Origin of the sequence: Streptomyces coerulescens (genome assembly GCF_042657965.1) — a bacterium.
Lineage (GTDB): Bacteria > Actinomycetota > Actinomycetes > Streptomycetales > Streptomycetaceae > Streptomyces > Streptomyces coerulescens.
The window spans coordinates 231,294-254,354 of sequence record NZ_JBHSKM010000046.1 but is presented as its reverse complement, the minus strand read 5'-3'; the positions used below and the strand labels follow the sequence as shown (position 1 = coordinate 254,354).

General features: G+C 70.4%; 18 protein-coding genes and 1 pseudogene. 5 read left to right on the top strand and 14 right to left on the bottom strand.

Annotation, left to right across the window (positions count from 1 at the left end; genetic code table 11):
* Nucleotides 1–16 precede the first annotated feature (16 nt).
* Nucleotides 17–889: a GNAT family N-acetyltransferase gene (locus ACFPQ9_RS41670; protein WP_380864965.1), complete on the bottom strand. Its 873-nt coding sequence runs from the start codon at nt 887–889 to the stop codon at nt 17–19.
* Between the two features lie 617 nt (nt 890–1,506).
* Between ACFPQ9_RS41670 and ACFPQ9_RS41665 the strand changes: the two genes are divergently transcribed.
* Both ACFPQ9_RS41665 and ACFPQ9_RS41660 read left to right on the top strand, forming a co-directional pair.
* Nucleotides 1,507–2,343 (top strand): hypothetical protein, encoded by an 837-nt coding sequence (locus ACFPQ9_RS41665; protein WP_380864963.1) that lies wholly within the window; start codon nt 1,507–1,509, stop codon nt 2,341–2,343.
* Between the two features lie 806 nt (nt 2,344–3,149).
* A complete protein-coding gene (locus ACFPQ9_RS41660; RefSeq protein ID WP_380864961.1) occupies nt 3,150–3,335 on the top strand; it encodes a hypothetical protein in 186 nt (61 codons plus the stop codon).
* Nucleotides 3,336–3,677: 342 nt separating this feature from the next.
* Here ACFPQ9_RS41660 and ACFPQ9_RS41655 read toward each other — a convergent pair whose 3' ends face one another.
* Entirely contained in the window at nt 3,678–4,694 is a 1,017-nt protein-coding gene (locus ACFPQ9_RS41655) for a trypsin-like serine peptidase (RefSeq protein ID WP_380864959.1), read from the bottom strand.
* Between the two features lie 861 nt (nt 4,695–5,555).
* Between ACFPQ9_RS41655 and ACFPQ9_RS41650 the strand changes: the two genes are divergently transcribed.
* Nucleotides 5,556–6,161: a sigma-70 family RNA polymerase sigma factor gene (locus ACFPQ9_RS41650; RefSeq protein WP_380864957.1), complete on the top strand. Its 606-nt coding sequence runs from the start codon at nt 5,556–5,558 to the stop codon at nt 6,159–6,161.
* A gap of 98 nt (nt 6,162–6,259) precedes the next feature.
* Here ACFPQ9_RS41650 and ACFPQ9_RS41645 read toward each other — a convergent pair whose 3' ends face one another.
* The 10 genes from ACFPQ9_RS41645 to ACFPQ9_RS41600 all read right to left on the bottom strand — a co-directional run bounded on the left by ACFPQ9_RS41645 (nt 6,260) and on the right by ACFPQ9_RS41600 (nt 20,194).
* Nucleotides 6,260–6,886, bottom strand: coding sequence for a hypothetical protein (locus ACFPQ9_RS41645; RefSeq protein ID WP_380864955.1), 627 nt, complete (start codon nt 6,884–6,886; stop codon nt 6,260–6,262).
* The gene (locus tag ACFPQ9_RS41640) at nt 6,883–7,449 is read right to left on the bottom strand and encodes an RNA polymerase sigma factor (RefSeq protein WP_380864953.1); all 567 of its coding nucleotides are present in this window, start codon (nt 7,447–7,449) and stop codon (nt 6,883–6,885) included. Before ACFPQ9_RS41640 ends, ACFPQ9_RS41645 begins: the two co-directional genes overlap by 4 nt.
* A gap of 79 nt (nt 7,450–7,528) precedes the next feature.
* On the bottom strand, nt 7,529–8,863 hold the full coding sequence (locus tag ACFPQ9_RS41635) for a ferredoxin reductase family protein (protein ID WP_380864951.1): 1,335 nt from the start codon (nt 8,861–8,863) through the stop codon (nt 7,529–7,531).
* A gap of 97 nt (nt 8,864–8,960) precedes the next feature.
* Nucleotides 8,961–11,798: an AfsR/SARP family transcriptional regulator gene (locus ACFPQ9_RS41630; protein WP_380864950.1), complete on the bottom strand. Its 2,838-nt coding sequence runs from the start codon at nt 11,796–11,798 to the stop codon at nt 8,961–8,963.
* Nucleotides 11,799–11,965: 167 nt separating this feature from the next.
* On the bottom strand, nt 11,966–12,682 hold the full coding sequence (locus ACFPQ9_RS41625) for a cysteine hydrolase family protein (protein WP_380864949.1): 717 nt from the start codon (nt 12,680–12,682) through the stop codon (nt 11,966–11,968).
* 200 nt (nt 12,683–12,882) lie between these two features.
* Nucleotides 12,883–13,491 carry a TetR/AcrR family transcriptional regulator gene (locus ACFPQ9_RS41620; protein WP_380864947.1) on the bottom strand — a complete coding sequence of 203 codons (609 nt, stop codon included), beginning with the start codon at nt 13,489–13,491 and terminating at the stop codon, nt 12,883–12,885.
* Nucleotides 13,492–13,584: 93 nt separating this feature from the next.
* Nucleotides 13,585–16,590, bottom strand: a complete 3,006-nt coding sequence (locus tag ACFPQ9_RS41615) for a hypothetical protein (protein ID WP_380864945.1) — start codon at nt 16,588–16,590, stop codon at nt 13,585–13,587.
* Between the two features lie 2 nt (nt 16,591–16,592).
* A complete protein-coding gene (locus ACFPQ9_RS41610) occupies nt 16,593–18,431 on the bottom strand; it encodes an HSP90 family protein (protein WP_380864943.1) in 1,839 nt (612 codons plus the stop codon).
* An 89-nt stretch (nt 18,432–18,520) separates the two neighbouring features.
* On the bottom strand, nt 18,521–19,513 hold the full coding sequence (locus ACFPQ9_RS41605; protein WP_380864942.1) for a hypothetical protein: 993 nt from the start codon (nt 19,511–19,513) through the stop codon (nt 18,521–18,523).
* Between the two features lie 186 nt (nt 19,514–19,699).
* The gene (locus tag ACFPQ9_RS41600) at nt 19,700–20,194 is read right to left on the bottom strand and encodes a PaaI family thioesterase (RefSeq protein WP_380864940.1); all 495 of its coding nucleotides are present in this window, start codon (nt 20,192–20,194) and stop codon (nt 19,700–19,702) included.
* Nucleotides 20,195–20,284: 90 nt separating this feature from the next.
* Between ACFPQ9_RS41600 and ACFPQ9_RS41595 the strand changes: the two genes are divergently transcribed.
* Nucleotides 20,285–20,749, top strand: a complete 465-nt coding sequence (locus tag ACFPQ9_RS41595; protein WP_380864939.1) for a winged helix-turn-helix transcriptional regulator — start codon at nt 20,285–20,287, stop codon at nt 20,747–20,749.
* A gap of 45 nt (nt 20,750–20,794) precedes the next feature.
* On the opposite strand, the gene ACFPQ9_RS41590 is transcribed toward ACFPQ9_RS41595, so the two are convergent.
* Entirely contained in the window at nt 20,795–21,229 is a 435-nt protein-coding gene (locus ACFPQ9_RS41590) for a VOC family protein (RefSeq protein ID WP_380864937.1), read from the bottom strand.
* A 164-nt stretch (nt 21,230–21,393) separates the two neighbouring features.
* Here ACFPQ9_RS41590 and ACFPQ9_RS41585 point away from each other — a divergent pair.
* Nucleotides 21,394–21,963 (top strand): annotated as a pseudogene (locus tag ACFPQ9_RS41585) (FAD-dependent oxidoreductase); the annotation flags it as partial.
* 61 nt (nt 21,964–22,024) lie between these two features.
* Here ACFPQ9_RS41585 and ACFPQ9_RS41580 read toward each other — a convergent pair.
* Complete coding sequence (locus ACFPQ9_RS41580) at nt 22,025–22,846, bottom strand: class I SAM-dependent methyltransferase (RefSeq protein WP_380864935.1); 822 nt, start codon at nt 22,844–22,846, stop codon at nt 22,025–22,027.
* Nucleotides 22,847–23,061: the final 215 nt, after the last annotated feature.

The following is a 23,061-nucleotide window of genomic DNA, read 5'->3' as shown; positions in this document are numbered from 1 at the left end:
GAGGACCTGTATCCGGCTAGCGAGGGGAGAACCTGTATCCGGTGAAGTCCGCGACGTGGACGTATCCGATGCGCTGGTAGAGGGCGTTGCTGGTGCGGTTGGCCGGGTCCGTGAACAGGACGACGTCCGTCGCGCCCGCGGCCAGCGCGGCACGGCTCACCTCCACCGTCACGGCACCCGCGAAGCCCCGGCCCCGGAGGTGGGCCGGGGTGTAGACGGGGTCCACCCGGATCATGCCGGCGACGATCGAGGTGGCGGCCGCCATGGCGACGGGCGTGCCGTCCGGGGTCTCCCAGAACGTGAAGTGCCGGTCACCGAAGCGTGAGTCGGCCCAGGAGCCTGCGTCGATCAAGTCGATGGAGGACTCCTCCCCGACATCGACGCAGAACTGGCGGCACCAGCGCACCACTCGCGCATGGTCCGCCCTGCCCGCGATGCGCCCCCGGCCCGCTGGATGCGGCAGCGGTGGGGTGAGTGCGCCGAGACGGTGGAGATGAGTCCGCCAGAACGGTGTCGGCGCCTCGCCCGTGTGCCGCTGCCAGGTCTCGGCGAACGCGGTGGCGGTGTCGTGGTCCGCGATGACACCGGAGGGACGGTGGCCGAGGCCGGCCAACTGAGCGGCGAGGGTGCCGGCCTGGTCGGCGGAGAGGGGCGTAATACTCAGGTATCCGCGCGGGGTGCGATAGAAGACGGCACGGACCTCGCCGCCTGACTCCAGCCGGCCGAGGAGGGCGGCCGCGGCGCCGGGGGCGTCCGCCCCGCGCGTGCGCAGTTTCTCGATGTCGGTCAGTGGTGTGTTGTGCAGGGCGGGCCGCGAGCGCAGGAAGTCCCCCGCCCGCGCGACGAAGTCCTCGATGTCGTCGGTGAGTTGCCAGTCATCCGGGAGCATGGTTCATGGTCCCGGATGCGCTCGACTCCGTGCCCCCCGTCAGAGAGCCCCAGCCACCACCAACGAGCTGACGCGCGATTGAGGACGAGGATCCGGTATCGCTCGGCATCGGACGTGCTACGCCGAGGCGGGTTCGCGATCCGCCAGCGCGAGAGCAGGCGGCGACGGCTCGGACGGCGCTGCTCATGCGTTCCGCCACAACCGAAGCGGCTCGTCGGCCTTCATCAACTCTTGGCATCCCAACGGGCCATCGAACACCGCCTCGCGCCCGCTTAAAGAAGTCAGTGTCCTCCACCGCAAGGACAACGATTTCGACCTCAGTGCACGATTCCACCCGAGTCGGCGAAGGCGTCAACTTGTGGTGATATACGGCTTGTTGGCGACCCCGGCGCGGCACTGATCATCGCGGCCCCTCTTGCCACGGTGAGCGGGGCCGCCGCACAGGACATCACGCCGACCTCCGCGGCGACTGCCGCACACGGCACGGACTTCATCCCCAACCCTGACCCGAACGGTACGCCGTCGGCGAGGCCGGCAGCAGGACCGGAGAAGGGAACGCGTGCGGGGAGTCGTCCCGTGTCGGGCAAGACTCCCAAGCCGGCCCGGCCTCTACGCAGGTGAATGGGGCCAACCTGACCTTCGAGGTCTACACGACGGACGCCAACGGCAATCCGAAAACCCAGGTGAAGATCGCCGACAACGAGTTCGGCGTCTTGGTGTCCGACTACGTGGCATCTGGCAAGACCGCCGAGGTGAAGGTCGCGTACGACAAGCTGAAGCCGGGCACGACCTATGCCTTCCCCACCTCGGCCTACGACGGCAGCCTGTACGAGACCGAGTGGTCCCCCTGGGCCAAGTTCAAGATCCGTAGCCGGTCCGTCGACATCAAGCTGCCCGAGCCCAACAAGGACGCTCCGACCCTCAACCAGGACGGCCACCAGGAGCCCCAGAAGATCGCCCAGCCGTCACTGGCTCCGGTCGATCCGACCCAACCGCCCATCGGCCGCCGTGCTTCGGACGGGTGGAGCTGTGGCGAACTGAATGCGGGGACGGGGATCCAGCCGTGCTCGCGGCTGGTACCGGATGGCAGCAAGAAGACCCGCGACGCTCTCACCAAGGGGACAAGGGCGCTGCTGCCTCACTTGGTCGACTGGTGCGCCAACCTCGTCAACTCGCACATCATGCGGTACGAGGCGTGCATCGGCACCTTCAACTACGAGTACGAGGGCATCATCGTCAAGGACGGCAGGCCCACCGGTGAAGTCCTGAACGCCACCTGGGCGGTCGACCAAGAAGTGAAGCTGTCGGGTACCTGGGGGTCGTCGATGCCATCGCGGAGCCTGTACCAGGCTCGCAACGTGGGCGGAAACGTCACACCGATCGCCTCCTCGACGGCGGCGAGATCGGCGACACTGGCCGGAGGGCGCAGTAGTGCGGCGGACGCCGGCGCGTGAACACGCAGCCATTGCTCGATGCGCTCCCAGGCCACGGCCACCTGCTCGGCCGACTCATCTACGCTCCGTAGATCTGCCATACGGCCACCGTACAAGCGGGCACGAAGGCCCCTCTATGAGTCACGTCATGCTCACTCACCCACAGCCAGCATCGGCATCGCCGCCGCCGCATCGAACGGAGAGTATCCGGCGGCCCGGACCCCAACGAACTGCGGCAAGTGGGAATTGAAGGCGGAGTCAGGCAGGGGCCTGGGCAGGCCGTGACGACGGCCGAGGCAGGTGACGCGGCGCCACGCCGCCACGGACGCCTGTCGTGCGCGGCGGCGTGCCAGTGCGGACCCTCGTACGGGGGACTCCCGTGTTCGCATGACAGTGCGCGACCCCTCAGGGAGGGGTCGCGCACTAAGACAGGTCATTGCCGCACTGCAACGATGATGGCAAGTACGACGACCAAAGCGAAGGCAACTGTCTCCACCTTCCCACCTCCTCTCCCGGGGGTCCGAGCCCGGGCGCCCGATGGCGGGCACCCGGGCCCTCCCCACTGATCAGTGGAGGTGGTTCAGCACGAGTATCTATCAACTGCGCGCAGCGTGCAGGCGGTTCGGGGCAGTGCGGTGCTGTTGATGTACGCGGCTTTTGCCGAACCCACGGTGGGACTGGTCCAGGTTCCGTCCGGCGGATGATGAGGCCGTAGGGTCTGAGCATGATTGCAGGTCCGAGGCGAGAACGGAACGATCGAGGCCCGCGCGAAGCACGGTGTGGTCTGGGGTTCTGAGCTGGCTGGTCTTGATCAGTCAGTGTTTCCCATGCTCGGACACCTGCTGCCGTACGCGGACACCGTTTTCAACCACAGGCAGGTGTCCACCCTCTTGGAGGAGGTACCGCGGCTGCCTGCGGGCGTGCTCACTGATGAGTTCGCGCGCGAGTTGATCGAGCTGGGTCAGGTGGTTCTCGACGGACAGAGCCTCTACCTGTGGTTCCTCGGGGACTGAGACTGTAGGCCGGCTCAGCCACGGAGCCACAGTCGGACGGCCTCGGTGGTGACGGTGCCGTGGAGGACGTAAGCCGAGCGGCCGGGTGCGGGGGGCGACCGCCCTGGGGCCGGGGAACGCGGGTCCATTCGAGGACCTCGATCAGCCGCGGCGCGTCGCGTCACTGGCCGGGCGTGACGAGCCAGCGGCCTCATCACCGTGCGGCCCGCAAGGTGCGACGGCCCTCCCGCTCGCCTCCAACCCGGCCGAGCACCCCAGCTGTTCTGCGAACCGCAGCCCGTGCGGCATTGGTCCGAGGACCTCACCATCCTGGAAGAGGCCGGAGGTGTGGATCCGCGAGGCTCACGGGGTCGACGAGGTGCGGGCCGTGTCGCCGGCGCGTTGGTACAGCTCCCCCGCCGCCTCACCCAACCGTGGCCCCGCAAGCCAGGTGTTGTCGGCCGGGCCGATCGACGTGTTGCTCACCAGCGCGAGGTCGCCGTCCGGGTCTCGGGCGAACCAGCCTCCGCCGGAGGAGCCTCCGGTCATCGTGCAGCCGACGCGGTAGAGCACGGGTTGGTCGGAGCGGACCGACAGTCGGCCGGGCCTGTCCTGGCAGGAGAACATCCGCTCGCCGTCGAAGGGAGGCGCGGCCGGGTAGCCCCAGACCGCCATGACCGAGATGCGTGTCGCCGACGGTGCGCCGAACCAGACCGGGGCCGCCTGACCGATCGTCTCCTGCAGCGAGGCGCCGACCCCCGGGCGCTTCACATGCAGCACCGCGTAGTCGAACGGTGAGCCGGCACCGCCGGACGGTGCGCCTTCGGCAACCCATTCGGGCGCGACCTCCGCCCCGTCGGCCCACCAGGTTCCGAAGGGCGCGATCCGGTCCTGGTCCGCGGCCTGTCGGGCCCATCCGTCGAGGGCGAGATCGTTGTAGGAGGGCACGAAGACGATATTGCGGAACCAGTCGCCGCCGGCCCCGGCGTGCACGCAGTGACCCGCCGTCCAGACCAGCCCCGACTTGCCGGGGCGTGCCGGATCCTCGACCGCGGTGCCGGAGCAGACACTCGGCCCGTCGGGAGTGTCGAAGAAGATCTTCCCGATCACCGCCGCGTTGTCGCGGTAGGCCGCCTTCTCCGCCGTCGCGGGCACCGGATCGGGCTCGGGATCCGTGACGCCGACGTCCTCCCCGATGTCCTTCGGCACGGGGGTGTCCACGCTGCGCGCCCCCGCCATGCGCTCGGCGCTCCACAGCCCTTCGACAACGGGGTTGGAGAAGGCGGGCAGGAGCGGCGGACGGTCGCAGCCGGCGCCGGCGAGGACGAGCAGGATCGCGGTGACGCAGGCGGCGATCAGGGCGCGTTGTATCGGAGGCACCTCTGTTGTCCTTCGATTCGTAGGGAGTCCGGGGCGGACGGAGTGTGACGGGGGAAGTCCGCCCGCCCCGGAAATCAGGGGTCAGCCGCCGAAGCGGACCCGTTCGCGCTCAGTGAGCCGAAGGGGCTGCCCGCGGCTGACGTTCTGCCAGCCAGGGCCCGCGCCGCGGCGGCAGGAGCCTTGTCGCCGCCGGCGGCGCCGTTTCCGGTTCGCCACTGCAGGCAGACAGCAGAAGCATGCCGGCGGCAGTGGGCGCGCCGAGTACGGCGACACGTTGATGGTGGATGGGGAACCCCCGATGGAGAAGAGACGAACTGTTGCGGCGCGGGCCCCGAAGACGGGCCCGACAACCCCTGCTACGGCGCTGCTTCCGGCGGGGTTCTCCAGCAACGGCCCGAGACCCAACCGTGACATCCGCGGCCGCCCTGCCAGCGGTCCCGCCGACCCGTATGCCAGGGCGGGCCCCGCAACGCGGACGGCCGGAGAACCCGATCTGCCGAAGCTACGTAGGGAGGGATGTGACGGCCCTGCACGCCGTCGACCCGCACCCGCCAGGGATCCGAGCAGCGGAACCGTCCGGTACCGGGGGCAGGAGGCAGGACCTGACCGTCACCGCGATCGAGCCGGACGATCTGTGAATCCGGCGCCCCGGCAGCACCACTGACTGAGTATCAGAAAGCGATGGCGGGCCGATCGCTGGCCGCGAGCATGCGAGGCATTCGTTGTCGGGCGTCCCGACACGGCGGTCTCGCCGCAGACGTTCCCGGCTGTCATCTGTGCACCACCGCGGCCTTCGAGCCGAAGGTGTGCCCTGAAAGGCTCGGTCGATCCCTCATGCACATCACGTCGTCCTCGATCGCTGTGAGAGAAGACGAGAACCTGCCCGCGGTCGCCTCGCTGTCCGGCGGCGTCGCACACCCCGTCGCCGCCTGCTCGACGGCGACCCCGGACAGACGTCAGAGCTTCGTACGAGCCATCAGCACGACTCGGGAGGCCGAGTTGCTGCAGTTCGCGCGGACTCTCACCCTGGGCGACCTTCACAGCGCCGAGGACCTGGTCCAAGAGGCGCTGCTGCGCGCGTGGCGCCATGCGGACCGGCTCATCTCCACACCGGGACTGGCGCGTCCCTGGCTGTTCACCGTGGTGCGGCGGGTGGCCATCGACGGCTTCCGCGCCCGTGCTGCGCGTCCCCTCGAAGTGGGCTCGTCGGACCTCGACGTGGAGGTGGCGCCCGACGTCGACGAACGCACTCTCATGGCGCATGTGCTCAACAAGGCGATGGCGGACCTCGAGCAGCCCCACCGTGAGGTGCTCTTCCACCGGTACTACCTCGATCGGAGTGTCGAGGACACCGCGGCAGAACTGACGCTCCCGATCGGCACGGTGAAGTCCCGCACCAGCCATGCGCTGCGAGCACTGCGTCAAACCTTGAAGTCCCAAGGAATCCATACGTCGCGGCGCGCGTGACATCGGCCTCCAGGACACGGTGGCGTCCTGGAGGCCGATGTCGCCCCCGTAGGGCGAGCTTCACGTGCGAGATGGCGTATCCGCTGCCCCTTGCCCGGTCACCTTCCGTATGCCTGGCGGAACTTGCCGATGGTTTCCGCCGAGGCTGCGTTCGCACCGCACGGCGGGACGACACCGGCCGTGTCCGCGGCCACGAGGTAGTTCTCACCGTTCGAGAACCACAGCTGCTCCGGTCCGTCCGCGTTGCTGTCGAGCCGCACCTCGTCCTGGCCACCACCGCGCAGCCAGTGGGTGACGCGGAAGGTGACCGCGGAGCCCTTGACGGATGTGACCGTTCCGGCGAAGAGCGTCGGGTACTCGCGCAGATTCTCCGGGACGGGTTCGGCGCACTTGGCGACGGCCGCGCCCTTCGCCAGGGTGAGTTGCAGCGGGCCGGCCGCGGTCGCGGAGCCGTTGTCGTCGTTCGCCATGATTCCGGCGGTGAGTCCTCCGCCGAGCAGGAGCAGGCCCGCGGCCGCCGCGAGGGCGAAGCGACGACGGCGCCCACGACCCGGGGTCGTCTGTGCCCCGTACGTCGTCCTGTCAGGGGTGGTCGTAGCCGGATGGGACGTGGTGTCGGTGTGCACGGTGGCCTCCACGAGGTGGTCGATGTCGGGTGGCGGAGCACTCGCGGTCAGTGCCGGATCCGCGGCCTTCAGCCGGGCCAGCAACTCGTCGTCGTTCACTGACTGCTCCTTCCTTCATCGACTTCCTGTCCGGGCCTGGAGGGCTTCTTTCGTTCGAGGCGTGCGGCGAGCTTCTTCTTCGCCCGGTGGAGGCGAATGCTCACCGCGTTGGGGGTCGACTCGATCACGTCCGCGATCTGCCGCGGCGCGAGCCCCTCCCAGGCCCACAGCCGTACGATCTCGCGGTCCGGTGCCCCGAGGGCGTCCAGCGCGGCGTACAGGTCGCTGTGATCGGAGGGGTGCGCCGGAGGCCGCTGATGCTGGATCAGCCGCTCGACGAGGCGGAGCTTACGTCGGTCGGCCCGGTCCGCATTGGCCAGACAGCCGCGCGCCACCCCGTAGCACCATGGCAGCACGTCATCGGGGTCGGGTGCGTCCCCTGTGCCGAGTCCGGGGACATCGTCGATGCGCCGCCACAGCACCAGCATGGTCTCCGACAGGACGTCCTCGGCCATGCCGTCGTTCGTCCGTCGAAGCAGATACCGGTGCACCGGATCCGTCACCACGCGTGCCAGTCGTTCGAAACGCGCCTTCTGCTCCCGGCGCTGCTCCTGTTCACTCACGGATTCCACAAGCCTGTCCTGTCCGGCAGGGGGCCGGTCCTTTCGCTCAGAGCCAGTCGCCCGCGCAGGGGCTTCGTCCTCAGGCCAGGCTGAACTTCTCCGCGTGCACCTGCCGCTGGGGAACGTTCAGTTCTCGCAGCCCGCCCAGCACGGCCGAGGTCATGGCCGGCGGGCCGCACACATACACATCGCGTTCGGTGATGTCGGGGACCAGGGCCTGGAGGTTGTCCGGCTCGAACGGCCGTGTCCCGGCACTGGTCCGGCCGGTGAGCAGATGCAGTCGGCCGCCGCGTGCGGCGATCAGGTCTCGTACCTCGTCGATGAGCACGGCATCGTGTGCGCTGCGCACGCGATAGAGCACCACGACGTCACCGGTCGCTTCCTCCTCCAGCAGCGCCCGGATGGGTGTGATCCCGACTCCGCCCGCGATCAGCAGTGCATCCGGCCGCGTCCGCTGCAGTGAGGTGAAGGCTCCGTAGGGGCCTTCCATGAAGACGCGGGTCCCGACGGGAAGGTGCCGTAGTCCGGCGCTCGTGCTGCCGGCCGCGCGGACCGTCAGGCGCAGCGACTGGCCGTTGGGGGCCGCCGACAGCGAGAACGGGTTCGCCGGCCACCAGTGGTGGTGTCCGGGGAAACGCCAGATGGCGAACTGGCCTGCCCGAGCAGGCAGCCGGTCGAGGTGGCGGCCGGTGACGTGGATCGACACCACGTTGCCCGACTCGGGCACCACGGCCGCGACCTGGAACCGGTGGTGGACGTTGCGCCAGACCGGCACGACGACCCGCCCGGCCACGAAAGCGCCGAAGGTGAACAGCCACAGGGCCCACCAATAGATTCTCGCGAACCCGGAAGCCGTGAAGGTCGTGGTCTCCAGGAGCTGGTGGACGAACGACAGCCCTATGGCCAGATACAGCGTCAGATGCCCGCCGTGCCAGGTCTCGTACCGCAGCCGCCGGCGCAGGCTCCGGGTGGAGACCACCGCGACCACGATGACCAGCACGGCCGCGAGGATGCCCAGCAAGGAGGCCGGCACCCCACTCAGAGCGATGAGCGTTTTCAGCATCGACGCGTCATCGAGCCGGGCGTACCCGAGTACGACCAGCGTGCCGTGGGTGAGCAGGGTCCACACCAGCGTGAAGCCGACCCACCGGTGCCACCCCGTCAACCGGTCCATGCCGATACGGCGATCCAGCCACGGCAGCCGTGCCACCAGCAGCAGTTGGAAGAGCATCAGCAGCGCTGTGTGCAGGCCGAAGAACTTGGCGGCCGTGAGAGTGCCGTTCTTGCCGGCGCCGGCGGTGAGGAACAGGACCTCGACGATGACCACGTTGACGGTGACGAACGTCCACAGCGCCCGCTGCGCCACGACGTCTGGAAGTACGGTGCCTCGCCGCACCTGACAACTGTTCGCCATCCTCGCTGCCTCTCCTTCGCCGGTTACCGCGTTCCGCGCCCTGTCGCGGAACTCAATCGGGTCTACGGCAGCGGGCTCGGATCGGTTCTCGGCCGTGTCAGCGACGAGGTGGGTTCGTCACGAGGGTGTCGAGCTGGACTCGGACGGCGTGCCGGTCGGCATGGTCGAGTCGCTCCAGAACAGCGAGGGCCTGCGTCCATGCCGAGCGGGCCTGTTCCACGCGGCCTGAGGCGAGGTGGGTGTCCCCGAGGCGGCGCAGGGTGTCGGCCTCGGCCTGGGCGACACCGACTTCGCGGTAGAGAGCGAGGGCCTGTTCGTAGCCGGCGACGGCGTCGAGGTGTCGTCCCAGGTGGTGCTGGGCGAGGCCGATGCTGTCCCATATGTCTGCCGCGAGGTAGGGACGCCGGTGCACTTCAGGGATGGCCAGAGCTTCCTGGCAGTGGGCAAGGGCCTGTTGGTGGTGCCCGAGCAGGATGTGGCACCAGCCGACGGCGTTGAGTGCCGCGGCGATGCGGGGGCCCGGCTCGTCGGCGGCCCGATGCCGAGCGAGGGACTGCTCGGCGTGGGACAGCGCTGCCTCCAGGTCGCCCTGTTGCTCGGCCACCCAGCTCAGTTGCCGGTGGGCGTCGGCGCAGGCGGTGATCTCCCCTGCGGCGGTGAAGAGTTCCACGGCACGCTCCATGTGGGTGCGCGCCTGCACGACCCGGCCCAGACAGGTCGCGGCCCGTGCGAGGTTCTGGTGGACGTGCGCCTGGGCACTGGGGTCCTCGAGGCGCATGGCCGCCTCCATCGCCAGGTGCTGGGTCGCTTCGAGGTCGTGCCAGTGAGCCCTTCGGTCCAGGTGATGGCCGATCGCCCAGGCCAGTTGCCAGGTGTGCCGGTCACACCCGTGTGCGGCCGCTGTTCTGATGGCTGCCATCAGTACGGCTTGTTCGGTGTCGAGCCAGCCTGCCGCCGATCCGGTGCGTTCGGGGCCCGCGGGGAAATCCTCGGCTTGGACACCACAGGACGCGGCGGGCAGCGCGATGGCGTTTCGGTCAGGAGAGTACGCACGCCCTGCGCGGTGCGCACTGTGCAGATAGTGGTCCAGGACGCGCAGGCGGGTGGCGTGCCTCTCGTCCGGTGGGTCGGTGGCGTGGGTCAGCTCGTCGGCGTAGGCGCGCAGCAGGTCGTGGAGGGCGTACCGGCCGGGCACGGGTTCGTCCACGAGGTGAGCCTCGGTCAGTTCGGTCAGCAGCTGGTGGGTGTGCGGGACGGTGAGGCCGGCGAGGCTCGCTGCGGCGGCGAGCGAGGTGTCCGGGCCCGGGTGCAGGGCCATCAGCCGGAACAGGCGTGCGGCGGCGGGAGTGAGGGCGTGGTAGGACCATGAGAAGACGGCGCGGACGTCGGCCGCGGCGTCGCGGTCGCTCAGGGTGGTCAAGCGGCTTTGGTCCTGGGCCAGTTGGGCGGCCAGGGTCGCCAGGGGAAAGGCCGAGCGGGTCAGCGCGCGTGCGGCCACGATGGACAGGGCAAGGGGCAGGCGGGCGCAGTGCTCGATGATCTCGTCGACGGCCGCGGGCTCGGCGGCGGCCCGGTCGGCGCCCAGTCGGCGTGCCAGGACGTCACGTCCCTCGGCGATGCTGAGCGCGTCGAGGTGGACGGGGCGGGCGCCGTCGGTGGCGATCAGGCTGGACAGTCGGTTCCTGCTGGTGACGATCACCATGCAGCCGGGGTTCGCGGGCAGCAGCGGGCGCACTTGCCGGGCGTCGCGGGCGTTGTCCAGCAGGAGCAGCAGTCTCCGCCCGGCGAGGTGGGTGCGGTAGCAGGCCGCGAGTGCGTCGGAGTCCTGCGGCAGGCCGGTCGGTTCCGTGCCGAATGACTCGAGGACGGTGCGCAGTGCCTGGTCCGGGGAGACCGGAAGTCCGGACGGGTCGAAACCCCTGAGGTTGATGTACAGCTGGCCGTCGGGGAATCGTGCGGCGACGCGGTGGGCCCAGTGGACGGCGAACGTGCTCTTGCCGACCCCGGCCATACCGGTGATGACCGCGACGCCGACGTGGGCGGGTATTCCGTCGTCGCCGTCGAGCATCATGTCGACCTCGGTGAGCTCCGCCGCGCGCCCGGCGAAGGCCGGCAGATCGACGGGCAGTTGCGCCGGCGTCGTCGGGCGGGGCGTCTGTTGCGGTGGGTGTGCGGGTGCCGGTGGCGCGGTGAGTGCGTCGTCCGCCCGCAGGATGCGCTCGTACATGGTGCGCAGTTCAGGGCCTGGGTCGATCCCCAACTCTTCGGCGAGCAGCGAGCGGGCCTCGCTGTAGGTCATGAGCGCCTCGGCCTGGCGTCCCGACCGGTACAGGGCGAGCATCAGCAGCTCCCGGAAGCGTTCGTCCAGCGGGTGCTCGGCCACCAGCGCGGCCAGTTCCCCCGCGATGTCGGTGTGCTCTCCCAGGTCGAGCCGGACCGCGAAGCATGCCTCCAGGGCCGAAAGCCGCAGCCGTTCGAGCCGGTCGCGCTGTGCCTGGACGTACTCTCCGCGGAGGCCTGCCAGTGCTGTCCCCTGCCAGTGAGCGAGGGCGTCGTTCAAGTACCCGGCGGCGGACTTGCCGTCGTCGTCGCACCGGGCCTGCTCCGCCCGGCCGACGAGGTGCCGGAAGGCAGTCAGGTCGAGTGAGTCCGGACAGGTGGGGATCTGATAGCCGTCGCCCGCTGAAAGGATCGCGGGGGGACCGAGTTCCTGTCGCAGCCGGTACACGTAGGTGCGTAGGGAGCTCAGCGCGGATCCGGGTGACTCGGTCCCCCAGACGGCGTCGACCAGTGTCTGGACCGAGACCTGTGCGCCTTCGCCGAGCAGCAGCGTGGCGAGGACGGCACGCTGCTTCGGGGGGCCGAGATCAACCTCGTCCGGCCCCCGCCAGCCGCGGACAGGCCCCAGTACGGCGAAGCGAAGGTGCTCCCCCATTCACGTTCCCCCCTGCTCGTACCGCGTGCCGTGTCTTCCAACGGCGCGTGTTCCGGCCGTGGATGACGTCACTGCGGCCGTCGGCGCGGTCGACTGCGACGCTACGGCCCGCGGACCGGGTGGTCCATCGTCGGCCGTCCGGGAAATCTGCGCGATCGTCCACGGTGTCATCGGCCGCCTCGCAGCGCGGTGACAGCCTCGGCCGTGGACCAGGTGGCGCTCGCGAGGAAGCGGAAGTTGATGAGGGCGGCGAGATAGCCATCGCCTTCCGGCAGCCTCGGGCCGGCGGTGGCATCCCGCACGACGACCACTTCGAAGCCCTGCTCGACGAGTTCGCGCAGGTGGCTCTCGACGCAGAGATTGGCCGCCATGCCGGCGAGCAGGACCTGCGAGATACCGCGCTTGCGCAACTGCAGGGCGAGGTCGTTCGACTCGGGACCCACGATCTTGTGCGGCGAGGCGATGACGGTCGTGCCGTCGAGAATGAAGGGGCGGTAGGCGGGCAGGAAGTCGGCCCCTGAGCCGGCGAATCCGTCGAGTACCAGCGGGCCCTGGCGCCTGAACATGCCGACGCTGTGCATGTACTGCTCCAAAGGGCCGCCGAACTGCCAGGCGTCGTCGGACGGGTAGTAGTAGTGGGGCGAGATCGCCACGGTGACGCCGACGGTCTTGGCGGCCTCGAGAAGCTGTCCGATGTGAGCGACGGTGTCGTTGTCCCTGATGCTGGCGCCGAAGATCTCCCAGGTGACTCCTTGAGGACTGAGGAAGTCGATCTGCGGATCGGTGACGACCAGGGCCGTGCGAGCGAGGTCGAGCTGCAGACCGCTCGCCGGAAGAGCGGGCGTCGACGGTTCGGCGTAGAGGCTGGTCCGGGCGGACGTCATGGTCGGACTCCTGGTCAGGGATCGAAACGGGAGGGCGGCTGAAGCCTCTCAACAATAAGCGACCAGTCGTCTATTTATAAAGCCAACAAGGGAACGCGCCACGGCAGGGTGTCGGGCTGAACAGTGAAGGAGCAGGTCAATCGGCGGTCTCGGCGCGCGAATTGACGGCTGGACAGCGGTCTCGGCGCGCGAATTGACGGCTAGACAGCTACCCGGGCCATGTCCAGCAGGCGGGGCAGCGACACGGTGAGGAAGCGATCGAAGGGGACGCGGCTCCGGTCGACGCGACCACGCATGACCGCTCCCTCCCAGCACTCGATGATCATCGATGCCACTTCCGTCGCCTCCGCGGTCGCGATGGGGTCACCGGCGGTTCGTGACTGTGCCACACACGCGCCGATGAGCTCCGACCACTGGCCCATGATGTCCGCCAGCCGCTGCCGTGCTGCCCCGTTGTCGTCGGTCAGTTCGAGAGCGAGATTGCCGAGAAGACACCCGAGCTCGAATCCTCGCTCGGCATGCTCCTGGGTCAGGGACCCGAAGAACGCCACGAGACGGCTCACCGGCGGGGTCGACGTGTCGGTGAGGCGCAGACCGTGATCATGGATGACGGCGGACCAGTAGTGCTCGAGGACCGCTGCCACAAAGTCGTTCTTGCTGCTGTAGTAGCTGTAGAACGATCCCTTCGGGACGCCGGCCGAGTCCGTGATCTCCTTGATGCCCACCGCGTTGATGCCACGAGCATGGAAAAGGGTCAGTCCGGCGTCGAGGAGCCTCTCGCGGACGAGGGGATTGGCAGGTCGGGGCACACCCACAGCCTAACCCCAGGGCGCGGTCGGGCTGACTGGCCGGTCAGTTGAGGCAGTGCCGGGGCGGGTGGACGCCGCCCCGGCACCGACGTGTCACTCCTCGTCGCGCAGCCGCGCCGCCAGCGAGATCAACGCCTCGGCCTCCTCCTTGTGGCCCAAGGCCGTCAGGTGGGAGATCGCCGCGTCCAGGCGGATGAGGGCGGGGGCGGGGCGTTCCAGGTAGAGGCCCTCCACGGCGCCCGCGAGGCGGATGCACTCTGCCCACTCGCCGGCGTGGTCGTCGTCTCCGCCCGGCCGGCCGAGCAGAGTGAGGGCCTTGTCCAGGGCGGTGAGCGCGTCCTCGTACTCGCCGGCGTATGCGGCCACCCGGCCGTGTTCGTAGGCCAGCGCGGTGTCCAGGGAGCGGCCCTGCGCCTCGTATGCGGCGGTGCGGGCCTCGTCGGCGATCCGGCCGGCGTCGGTGAGGAAGGCGCGGGCGTCGTCGAGGCCTTCGCGACCCTGCTGCTGAGCCTGGAGGCGGGCGAGTTCGCGCAGGCAGTTGCTGAGCTGCTCGTAGCGCGGGGCCCGGGCGTGGGCGGCGAGTGCCTGGTCCGCGGCCTCGCGGGCCGGGCCGAACTCGCCGGACTCGCCGAGGAGTACGGCCGTCTCCGCGGCGATCATGGCATGGCTGCCCGGGTCGTCGTCCCAGTGGGCCGACTCGGCGGCGAGGGCGACGAACTCTGTCGTGGCGGCCTTGAGGTCCTCTCCCGCGTGCAGCGCGCGGGCACGGGTCAGACGCAGCTGCGCGACGACTCGGTCGTCCAACTTCCCCTCGACCACGTCCGGTTCGGCCAGGAGCGAGTCGAGCAGGGCTATGCAGTCCTCGATCCGGCCCAGGTCGAGGCTGAGCTGAGCGGCGTTGCTGTAGGTGCAGTACGCGTCCGTGCGGCTGCCGCGCCGGAGCTCCAGCTCAGCGGAGCGGGTCAGGTGGCGCAGGGCCTCGTCGGGGCGGCCCAGATGCATGACGGCTTCGGCCAGATCGCCGTGCAGGCGGGCGGTGTCGACCGCGTCGGCGGGCCAGTCGGCGGCCAGTCGCAGCCCCTCGGCCAGGTCCGCCTGCGCGGCCTGGGCATCGCGCAACGCGAGTTGGAGCCGGCCGCGCAGTCCGAGCGTGCGGGGCAGGTGCCAGGCGGGACCCTGTGTTTTCAGGCGGTCGAGGAGGGCGTCGATCTCGGTGACCGCGGCGGGCAGGTCGCCGGAGAGGGCGAGTGTGCTGGTCCGCAGCAGCAGGGCGCCGGAGACCTGTACGTCGATGTCGTGCCGGGTGGCGAACGCGAGCAGCACGTCCACTTCGGCGAGCACGGGCGCGGCGTGCTCCTCGCTCCGCGACGTCTGGAGCCGCAGGCCAAGGGCGGTGGCCCGCAGGCGCAGCAGACGGGCCTCCTGGAACGGAGTGAGGCCGGATGTCTCCTCGTGCAGGCGGACCATGGAGGCGTGGGCGGCGGTCAGCGCGGCGGCCTTCGCGCCGCCGCCGTCGGCTGCCTCGGTCCCATCGGCCGCCTCGGTTCCGTCGGCCGACTCGGCCCCGTCGCCGCCCTCCGCGCCGCCCTCCGCGGCGTTCTCCGCCGTGGCGAGGAGGGCGCAGGCGCGGGAGACCGCCGCATGCCCCGGCTCTCCGGCGTCGTCGTACAGGGCCGCGGCCTCCTCGTGGAGCTCGGCGGCGACGGTGAACTCGTCCTTGTCGCCCGCCCGGCTCGCCTCCTCGGCCAGCAGGTCCGCGCGCAACCGTACGAGCGGGCCCACGGCCGGGTCGTCGGGGTGGGTGTAGTCACGGGCGGCGACGAGCCTGCGCAGCCGCGCCCAGCAGGCCTGCGCGTCCGGGTGCCCCTGCTCGTCCAAGGTCCTTGCGTGGATGATCAGTTCGGGCAACGCATCGGGAACGGCGGCCACCGTGCCGGGGGCGGGCACGGCAGCCGGGGAGCCGGCGGCCGGGGCCACGTCGTCGAGGGCGCGGGCACGCAGGGTCAGTTCCAGTGCGTCCACGAGCGGGGCGCGCTCCAGGCGGACCCGGCGGCGGTCGGTGTGGGCCGTGGTTCTGTTGCGGGCGTCGAAGCGGGCGGCGAGGTCGTCGGCGCGGCCGCGCACCTCGGCGCGCAGGCCGGACACCGTCCAGGGGCGGCCCGCATACCCGGCGGCGGGCAGTTCGCCGTGGCCGAGGGTCTCGACGCGCTGGAGGAGGACCTCCACGCCGGTGAGGAAGCCGAGCAGGTCGAGCGGCGAGTCGACCTCCTCGAACAGGACCCGATTCTCGGCGAGCAGTTCCAGACCGCGGGCCTCGTTGCCGGTCAGCGCGCAGAACTCCAGGTGCCGGCCGACCTCGCGGGACATGGACGGGTTGCGGCGGCAGCTGCGGTAACCGGCGAGGTGCAGTTCACGGGCCCGGTCGGTGCGGCCGGTGCGCAGCAGGGGCACCAGCGCGTACGACACGGAGCGGGCCGGCTCCTCCTGGCAGGACTCCTTCCCGGCCAGCACGGGCTCCCAGATACTCAGCGCCCGCTCGTCGTCGCCCGCCTCGAGGTGGTACAGAGCGCGCTCGCAGATCTCGCACGCTTCGCAGTCGCTGAGCCGGGTGCGGGTGCGGCTCGCCCACAGCTCGTAGGCGAGGGCGGTGTCCTCGCCAAGGTGGGCGGCGAGTTGGTACGCCTGCCCGTAGTAGGGCTGGAGGCCGAGGCCGGCCTTCTCGTAGCGGTCGCGCATCTCCGTCAGCCACTGGCGCAGACCGGTGAGCGGGACCTCGGGGAGCTGGCGAAGGGCGTGGCCCACCCACTTGAAACGCCAGAACAGCATGTGGCGCAGGCGTTCGTCGAAGACGTCGGGCTGCTCGTCGAAGAGGTTGAGCAGGCGGGCGAAGACGACGGGCGACTTCCGGGGTTCGGAGCCGTAGGTGTACGCCTCCTGGAGTTCGAGGAGTGCGTGGATGAGCGCTACCGGGTCCTCGAACTGTTCGGCGGCGTCGACGAGTTCCTCGGCCGTGACGGTGCGGGTGCGGCCGTAGGGGCGCCGGTCGTTCTCCTGCAGCGCCTGGAACAGCCCGTCGGTGGTCTGGGGTGCGGTCGGCATCGTCAGCTGTCCTTGCGGAGGGCGTGGGCGAGAAGGTCGAGGAAGGAGCGGTTGATCAGGCTCGACTCGGCGGGCCTGAGCGGGCGCCGGGACAGCATCGCGGCCTGCCCGTAGAGGGCTTCGGCGCTGGTGCGGGCCAGTTCGGGCTCGTCGATGGCGACGGCGGTGCGCACCAGCGGGTTGAGCTGGTTGAGGATCAGCTGGGCCCGCGGTGCCTCCTGGTGCAGGGCGCCGAGGATGTCCCCCCACAGGCCGCCCTCCTGTTCGCGGGCGAGCCGGGAGCGGGTGCGCTCGTGCCGCGCCTCGCGGCTGTCGACGAGGAGGGCGGGGGCGGATGCCGGCTGGAAGGTGCGCAGGGCGACATCGCAGTCGAAGACGGCGAGCGCGTCGCGGGCCTGGGCCAGGTAGGACGCGGCGGCCAGTTCCGTCTCCCGGTCGACGGGGTCGAGATGGGCGGTGAGGGTCGCCGGGTCGAGGTCGGCGACGGTCACCTCCGGCCTGATCTCCGGGAGCCGGTGGACCAGTTCGCGGTTGTAGGTGTAGCCGCCGTTGACGACCCCGAGCCCGGCGGCCGACGCGATGGCGGCGACCTGCCGGAACTCCTCCACGCTGGACGTCACCAGCACGGTGCGGTGGGTGCGTGCGAACTCGTCGAGTGTGGTGTGTCCGTCGGTCGTCTCGAACGGCAGCCAGGGCAGCAGCATCCGCAGGATCTCGTCGTCGTGCACGGCGAGCGACTTCACGGCCAGGTGGTGGGTCTGGAGGAAGCGGCCGAGCAGGTCCGGGTCGCTGGCGGCGGCCCGGGCGATCCACGCGCGCAGCCGCTCGGCGAGGGCGTCGCGGACCGCGGCGAGGGTGTCGTCCTCGTACAGGGACTCGCGGGACGCCGTCGGGCGCAGGCTCTCCGCGTCGACGACACAGCGCACGAAGAACGCCCACTCGGGCAGGATCTCCTCGGCCTGCTCGGACAGCAGCATGCCTTTGACGTGCACGCGGTGGCCGTGGCGCCGTCCGGCCGGCACCGCCTCGGGCAGCACGCACGCGATGCCCTTCAGGCCGACGGCCGGCAGGTCCAGCTCGATGGTGTCGAGCGGGGTGAAGCCGAAGACCTCTTCGCCGTAGGCGGCCAGCGCGCGGGAACGGGCTCCCGGCGTGGGGAAGCTCCGCGCCCAGGGCGCCGGTTCAGGGTTGACGGTGGCGCCCGGGTCGCCCGAGCCGTCGTCGAAGGTCACCGGGTGGCGCAGCAGGGAGCCGAAGTGCCGGGCCAGCGCGTGCACCTGAGCCGGGCGGGTCCACTCTCCCGCGTCGGAGCGCGGCGTCAGGGTGACGGTGGTGCCCGGCCGGGGGCGGGCGGAGGCGGGCAGCGTACGGACGCTGTAGCTGCCGTCGCCGCGTCCGCGCCATTCCACGGCCGGGGCGTCGGGCGTGCGGGCGGAACGGCTCAGGACGTGGATCTCGTCCGCGACGAGGAAGCAGGAGAGCAGGCCGATGCCGAACTGCCCGATGAAGTCGCCCCGCTGCTCGGCGATCCGCTCGGCCCGCTTGCTGCTGCGCCCGATCGTGGCGAGGAAGGTGTGCACGTCGGCCTCGGTGAGACCGACGCCGTCGTCCTCGACGCGCACGACCTTGCCGTCGGCGTACAGGCGGATGCCGAAGGCGCCGTGGGGCTCGATGGCATGCCGGGCGGTGAGGGCGTCGACCGCGTTCTGCAGGAGTTCGCGGAGGTAGACGCGGGGGCTGGAGTAGAGGTGGTGGGAGAGGAGGTCCACCAGGCCGCGGAGGTCGACCTGGAAGGTGCGGTCGGTGGCGGCTTGGTGGGCGGAGGTGTCACGCAGGGGCATGGGGCAGTCCGGGGTGAGGGGAACGGCAGGGGTGGGCGGTGGTCCGCGGCCCCGGCCGGAGACGGGCGGTGACGGTGTGGGCCGGTGACTCAGAAGGCCTTGCGGAAGCGCGCGTACGCCTTCTCGGGGTCCGCCATGAAGGTCCACGGCCACTCGGTGATCACACCGTCCAGCTCGCGGAAGACGTTGGAGGCCTTGCTGCTGCCCGCCAGCGAGAGGGCCATGGCGAAGATGTTGTAGTCGCCCTGCCAGCCCAGGCGGCGCTCGTACGCGTGGTGCAGGATGCTCCGCTCCGCGGCCTCTCTCAACTCGGTCCGGATCCGCGGCTGTTGCAGACAGTCGCGGTCATCGGACTCCACCCACTCCTCGATCCGTGCCATGGCGATCACACAGCCGAGCCGGTGCCCGTCGGGGGCGGCGGCGAAGGCCTTCCGGGCGAACTCCAGGGCCTGGCCCGCCTCACCGCCCCAGCGGGGCTGCAGGTGCGACACCCACTCCAGGTGGAGGTCCAGGTTCAGCGGATCACGGCGCAGACCCGCCGCGAGCCGGGCGTCCTGGACGCTGTCGTCGAGGGACATACCGCGTCCCGAGGTGAGCAGATGGCGCCACGGTGTGACCCAGTCGGGCCGCAGCTCGGCGGCCTCAAGCAGGTGCTCCTCGGCGATGCGCAGCCGCTCGTAGAAGGTCTGCCACTGCTCGCGGCTGACGTCCACGGCACGGGCGGAAGTGCGCGCCTCCCAGCCCCAGTGGACATGGCGCGCACCCGAGATCAGCAGGGCGGTCGCCCGGAGCTCCTTGTCGTCCTTGTCCTCCTCGGCGGCCCGGACGATCCACTCCTCCACACCGTCCACAACGGCCAGTTGCCCCAGGACCGCCTGCTCGCGGCCGAGGTCGAAGGGGGCCAGCGCCGCCTTGACCGCCGGCCAGTCACCCTCGCCGGCCGCCTCGACCAGCGCGAGCACCCGGGTGTCCCCCAGCGCGCGCAGCGCGTACGTCCCGTGCTTCCGCCTGCCCGGGACGGGAAGGGCATGCGGATGCGCCGCCGTTCTCTCCGCACCTCTCCCGAACAACTTGCCCAGCATGCCGCGCCCTCCCCTGGTACCGCGTGATCATCGGGGTGCAGCATAAACGGCAGCACTGACACCGCTTCCACAGGGTTTTCACCTGGGCTTCACCACGGGAAGGGGCGGCGCCGGTCCAGCGCGCGCAGCGCCTCGTCGGCCGCTGCCGAAGCGCCTCGGACGCCGTCGGCCATCCGCCGGTCGACGTCAGCCGGTCGAGACGGGGAAGAGCATGCAGCTACTGGTGGCGTGGGCGAGCAAACGGCCCTCGGAATCGAGCAGTTCGGCCTGTGCCAGGGCCGTGCGGCGGCCGTGGTTGAGGACGGTGCCGACGGCGCGGACCTTGCCGGTGTCGACGGTGATCTGACGCAGGAACTTCACGCTCAGGTCGAGCGAGGTGTACCCCGTCCCGGCCGGAAGCACGGACTGCACGGCACAGCCCGCGGCCGAGTCCAGGAGGGTGGCGTAGACACCGCCGTGGACACTGCCGATGGGGTTGTAGTGCTCCTCCCCCGGCGCCAGCACGAAGACGGCGTGCCCGAACTCGACCTGCTCAAGGGTGAAACCGAGGGTCGCGGCGATGGGCGGGGCGGGCAGACGTCCGCTGAGCACGCCGCGCAGGAAGTCGAGGCCGCTCCCCTGACCGACGTCGGCCGCGGAGATGCGCGGATCCTGCCATTCGTACGTGCGCGACCTGGTCATATGTCTCTTCCTCCCCAGCTGGCTGCAACAATCGAAGCTAGCTGGGCGGAGAGCTGGCTGTCAATGGCGAAGCCAGCCTACGATGGCGATATGACCTGGCTGGAGACGAGCACCGAGAACTGCACGGTGCAGCGCACCCTCGACCTGATCGGCGAGAAGTGGTCGCTGCTGGTTCTGCGTGACGCCATGAACGGCGTGCGCCGCTTCGACGACTTCCGCCGGCATGTGGGGCTGTCGGAGGCGGTACTGGCGGACCGGCTGCGCAAGCTGGTCGCCGCCGGAGTGCTGGACACCGTCCCGTACCGCGAGGCGGGCCGCCGCACCCGGCACGAGTACCGGCTCACCCGCAAGGGCTGGGATCTGTGGCCGGTGATGATCGCTCTGAAGCAGTGGGGCGACCGCTACACGGCGGACGCTGAGGGGCCGCCCCTGGAGGTCCGCCACCGTGAGTGCGGTGAGACCGTGGAGACCGTCGTCGTCTGCTCCGGCGATCATGAGCCGCTCACGCCACGGGACGCCTACACGCGGCCTGGCGCCGCGGCACACGCCGTGTGACCCGACGACGAGTGGTCCGGCCCGTCGCTGAAGATCCTCAGATCCTCAGTCGAGACAGAATTCGTTGCCCTCGATGTCCTGCATCACGATGCACGACTCATTGACGCCATCGGCACGCAGCAGTCGCACGCGCACCGCGCCGAGCGCGACCAGTCGAGCGCATTCGGCCTCAAGCGCGGCAAGGCGCTCCTCGCCCACGAGACCGGTGCCGACCCGTACGTCGAGGTGCACCCGATTCTTGACGACCTTCCCTTCGGGAACGCGCTGGAAGTACATGCGCGGGCCCACACCCGAGGGATCCATGCAGACGAACGACGCGTCCTGGCGCTCGGCCGGCAGTGAGCGATTGAAGTCGTCCCAGGTGGCGAAACCTTCCGGCGGCGGCGGTACGACGTACCCCAACACCTCGCACCAGAAGCGAGCGACACGCTCGGGTTGCGCGCAGTCGAAGGTGACTTGGACCTTCTTGATCGATGGCATTGGCGCACCGTAGCAGGGGCTCCTGACGAGTGGCCGGGTCGCGGGCCATAGGCCATCTGTCGAGGCCGTCGGCCATCTGTCGGGGCTGTCGGCCGGATGTCGGGGCTGTCGGCCGGATGTCGGGGTGTCGGTCGGATGTCGGGGTTGTCGGTCGGGTGTCGGTCCGGCATCCCGCCGCCGCGAAGGCGGTGGGCGGCGGATCGATGATCGCGCCCTCGCCGGGCAGGGAGATCTTCGCTCACCGGGAGAGCGGAGACACCCTGCCCGTCTACGTGGCGCTGTCCGAGCCGCTGGACTGGTTCGCCGCGATCGACTTCACCGATCCCGTCGCGGCGACCGCACGTATCGCCGCGGAGTTCGCCGACTGGGCACCGGAGCTCACCGCGCTGATCACCGACAGCGATACCGCACCGGTTCTGCGCCCTCACTACGCCCTGTCGACCGAGCACCGGTGGGACCGGGTCCCGGGCGTGACGCTGCTGGGCGACGCCGCCCGCCTCGCCGTGCCGAACGGCGAAGGCGCCAATCTGGCCATGCTCGACGGCGCCGAACTCGGCCGGGCCATAGCCGCGCGCCCCGACGACATCGAGGCCGCGCTCACCCAGTACGAGCAGGTCATGCTGACACGCAGCGCCGAGGTCGCCAGGTCCGAGGATGCCGCGATCCATCGGATCGACTCGGAGGACAACACGGCCCGTGGTCTGGTCGGCATGTTCAACACGAAGGGGCAATGAGCCGCGCGAGCCACGCAGTGGTGCTCGCCGTCATCGCAAGGGCGGCGAGCACCGGCCGGAGTCAGCGCCGGGGTTCCTCCTCGGACTTCCATCCCCAGGCGGTGAGCATGCCTGCGGACAGCGCGGCGCACTCGTCCGAGTCGAGATAGCGCACCGCGGCCTCGACGTCCCCATCTTCGACCAGACCGGTGGCGAGCATCGCCGCACGGCTGCGCTCCCATGTGTCCGCCCAGAACCGGCTGATGGGACTGCCCGGCACCAGCGGCGGCACATGGATCTCGGCGGCCACGGACACAAGTCCCGCTCCGCGCAACAGCTGCGGGTACGACGGCACCCAGGAGACATCGGTGCCGATGGTGGCCCGCAGCCCTTCCCACATCGCCCGCATCACCCTCGTGTACGGCGTCGCGGGCGTCCGCTCGCTGGTCGGATCCACAGCGTCGCTCAGCACCAACACCCCGCCGGGCGCGACGAGTTCGGCCAGTGATGTGATCACGCGTTCGTGCTCCGGCAGGTGCATCAGCACGAAGCGCGCGTGGACGAGCCGGAATGGGCCGCGAATGGCATCCGGAGACGTGATGTCGGCTTCCAGCACGTCGAGCCCGGGACGCTCGGCGAGGAAGCGCACATCTCGGTCCACCGCGAGTACGCCGTCCACCCCGGCCTCGTCCAGCAGCCGGCGGGAGATGGTGCCGGTGCCTGCGCCCACATCGAGGCAACGCCACCCCGGGCCCACGCCGAGTGCACGCATCCTCGCCATGGTGATGTCGTCGTAGGCGAGGGCGCCGAAGTCGATCCGCTCGCCCTCCCCCGCCTGTTCGGGACGGAAGACGGCCTCGCCGTAGCGGCCGCCGCCCGGCGCGTCCTCGCGGGAAGCGGCCATCACCTGACTGCCGGCGTGACGCCGAGGGTGTCGTCGGGCCGGAGGGATCGGTGCTGCGGGCCGTCGAGGGGTGTCATGGCCGTACCTCTCCACGCGGTGGGCTGAGGCGGGCGCCCCTTCGTAGGGCCACCGCCCCATCGATCCTCCACCGGCCACCGCCGCGACGGCCGAGGCGCGCCGAATCTGAGCCGATCGGCCCAGGGGCGGCCGTCCAC